This window comes from Micromonospora sp. NPDC002411 (genome assembly GCF_053592955.1).
In genome coordinates this window covers 1-3,167 of sequence record NZ_JBSFBM010000522.1, presented here as the reverse complement: position 1 = coordinate 3,167, position 3,167 = coordinate 1, and the positions used below count along the sequence as shown (strand labels likewise).

3 protein-coding genes and 1 pseudogene are annotated in these 3,167 nt (G+C 68.6%); all 4 read right to left on the bottom strand.

The window, feature by feature from the left end:
* Positions 1-44 precede the first annotated feature (44 nt).
* Positions 45-1,736, bottom strand: a complete 1,692-nt coding sequence (locus tag ACWCO3_RS33285) for a solute symporter family protein (protein WP_358050315.1) — start codon at positions 1,734-1,736, stop codon at positions 45-47.
* Entirely contained in the window at positions 1,714-2,079 is a 366-nt protein-coding gene (locus tag ACWCO3_RS33280) for a DUF485 domain-containing protein (protein WP_145778408.1), read from the bottom strand. The genes ACWCO3_RS33285 and ACWCO3_RS33280 overlap by 23 nt, the downstream gene beginning before the upstream one ends.
* 174 nt (positions 2,080-2,253) lie before the next feature.
* A pseudogene (locus tag ACWCO3_RS33275) lies at positions 2,254-2,808 on the bottom strand (flavin reductase family protein); the annotation flags it as partial.
* Entirely contained in the window at positions 2,768-3,118 is a 351-nt protein-coding gene (locus ACWCO3_RS33270) for an alpha/beta fold hydrolase (protein ID WP_450013902.1), read from the bottom strand. The gene ACWCO3_RS33270 and the pseudogene ACWCO3_RS33275, both read right to left, overlap by 41 nt.
* Positions 3,119-3,167 lie beyond the last annotated feature (49 nt).

The window sequence follows — 3,167 nt, the reverse complement described above, 5'->3', positions numbered from 1 at the left end:
GGCTCCCGCTGACGCCAGGCGTCAGCGGGAGCCCCTGCAGAGCGTCAGTGGGCGCCCGAGCCGGTGAGGGCGCGCACCTCCAGCTCCGCGTACTTGTCCTCGTCGTGCTCCTTGGAGATGACGGTGCCGATCCACCCGCACAGGAAACCGAACGGGATGGAGAGGATGCCCGGGTTGGACAGCGGGAACCACTGCCAGTCGTGGTCCGGGAACATCGAGGTCGGCGCCCCGGAGACCACTGGCGAGAAGAACACCAGCAGTACGGCCGAGAGCAGGCCGCCGTAGATCGCCCACACCGCGCCGGAGGTGTTGAACCGCCGCCAGAACAGGCTGTAGAGGATCGCCGGCAGGTTGCCCGAGGCGGCGACCGCGAAGGCGAGTGCCACCAGGAACGCCACATTGAGGTTCTGCGCGTAGATCGACAAGGCGATCGACACCGCGCCGATGACCAGGGCGGAGATCCGGGCGACGCGCACCTCCTGCCGCTCCGACGCCTCACCCCTCTTCAACACGTTGGCGTAGAAGTCGTGCGCCAGGCTGGACGACGAGGCCAGCGTCAACCCGGCGACCACCGCGAGGATGGTGGCGAAGGCGACCGCCGCGATGATCGCCAGCAGGGCTGCCCCGCCCAGTTCACCGCCGAAGAAGCTGATGCCCAACGCTTCGGCCAACTGCGGCGCGGCGGTGTTGCCGGCCTTGTCCTGTGCGGTGATCGCCTGGCTGCCGACCAGCGCCGCCGCACCGAAGCCGAGGGCCAGGGTGAGCAGGTAGAAGGTGCCGATGATGCCGATCGCCCAGAGCACGCTCTTGCGGGCCGCCTTGGCGGTCGGCACCGTGTAGAAGCGGATCAGGATGTGTGGCAGACCGGCGGTGCCGAGCACCAGGGCGATGCCCAGGGACAGCAGGTCCACCTTGTTGTAGAAGGTCTGTGTCGAGTTGCCAGCGACCTCGACGCCGTACCGCAGCCCGGGTTCGAGGAACGCGCTGCCCTTGCCGGATGCCGCAGCCGCCTGGCCGAGCAGCTCCGACAGGTTGAAGTTGAACTTCGCCAGCACCAGGATGGTCATCAGGAGCGCGCCGCCCATGAGCAGGAACGCCTTGACGATCTGCACGTAGGTGGTGCCCTTCATGCCGCCCACGGTGACGTAGATGATCATCAGGGTGCCGACCATGATGATGGTGGCCACCTTCGCGGTGTCCGCGTCCATGCCGAGGAAGGTCGTCCCCGGCCGGATGCCGAGCAGCAGCGCGACCAGCGCGCCGGCGCCCACCATCTGCGCCAGCAGATAGAAGATCGACACCGTGATGGTGGAGACCGCCGCCGCCGTACGCACCGGACGCTGACGCATCCGGAAGGCCAGCACGTCCGCCATCGTGTACCGGCCCGAGTTGCGCAGCAGCTCGGCGACCAGCAGCAGGGCCACCAGCCAGGCGACCAGGAAGCCGATCGAGTAGAGGAAGCCGTCGTAGCCGTACAGGGCGATGATGCCGGCGATACCGAGGAACGAGGCGGCCGACATGTAGTCGCCGCCGATCGCCATGCCGTTCTGGAAGCCGGAGAAGGACCGGCCGCCCGCGTAGAAGTCGGTAGCCGTCTTGGTCTGCCGGCTGGCCCAGATGGTGATGGCCAGGGTCACCGCCACGAAGACCAGGAAGAGCGTGATGGTCAGGTTGCGGGCGGTGTGGTTGCCCGCCTCGGCCGCCAGGAACGTCTCAACCGCGTGGACCGTCTTCACGGGTCACCTCCCCGATCTCGGCGCGGATCCGGTCGGCGATGGGGTCGATCTTCCGGTCCGCGTACCGGGAGTAGAGCCAGGCGATCAGGAACGTGGAGACGAACTGGAGCAGGCCGAAGACCAGCGCGACGTTGATGTTGCTGCCGAACAGCTTCGTGCCCATGAAGTCCCGGGCGTACGCGGAGAGAATGACGTAGAGCGCATACCACAGGAAGAACGCGACGGTCATCGGGAAGACGAAGCCGCGCAGCGCACGCCGCAGCCCGGCGAACTCGTCCGACCGTTGTACGGTCAGGTACTTGTCCGACTGGGAAGCGGCCGGAGCGGGTGTGTCCGTGGACATCTGTGGATCACCACCTTCACAGGCGTCAGAGGAGTTTCGCGCACGGTAAAGAGCGCGCTCCCCGACGGGGAAGGCCGAGATCGACGCCGGTCGCCGACTGCGCCGAGCGGTTGCCTGGCTGCGCCGAGTGACCCAGGTCACTCCGGTGACCGGTCGGTCCGGACGGCCCCCCGTTCAGCCCGGTAGCTCGTGGTACCGACCGCGGTAGTGCAGCAGCGGAGAGGCCTCCCCGGTCAGGTCGACAGCCTCGATGGTGGCCTCCACCAGCAGGCCCCAGCCGTACTCCCGGGCGGTGTCCAGCCGGCACCCGGCCCACCCGCCGGCATCCGCAGGGACCGGCCCGTACGGTGTCTCGATCCAGGTGTCGGCGGCGAAGAGCCCGCCCGGCGCGGGAAACAGGCCGGCGAACCGGTCGGCGAGCTGCCGGTGCGGTGGACCGAGCGGCGTGACCGCGAATCGACCTGCCTCCTCCGCCGCCGCCCAGAAGTCGGACTCCGGGTCGATCAGCCCGACCAGTCGATCCGGCTCCCCCTCGGCGACCAGCGTGGACGACACCGTCAGCCCGGCCGGACCGGGGGCCGTCCAGAGGGTCACCGGCGCGGCGAGCCGGCCGCGCAGCCGGCGTACCGGTGACCGTTGCCCGGTCGGCACCGCGAACGGATCGGTGTGGTGGATCTCGGCACCCGGCTCATGATTCACGTGAAACATTGTGACCCCGTCGGCCCGCCTCGTGGACCCGGCCGGCGAAGCTCCGGACCAGGTCGGCCACCTCGTCCGCCCGCGTGTCGAGGACGAAGTGTCCGCCGTCCAGCAGGTGCACCTCCGCCCCCGGGACGTCGGAGCGGTACGCCGCCAGTTCGGTGCTCTCGAACGAGGTGTCATGTCGGCCCCAGACGACCAGCAGTGGCGGCTGCGTCCGACGGAGCCAGTCCTGCCAGACCGGGTACGAGGCGACATTGGTCCGGTAGTCGTACATCAGGTCCAGTTGGCGCTCGATCACCCCCGGGCGGCTGAGCGCACCCGTCGTCTCCGGTGCCACCAGACGGCCCTACTTTCTTCGACAACCGAACTAAGTAAGCTTCATATCG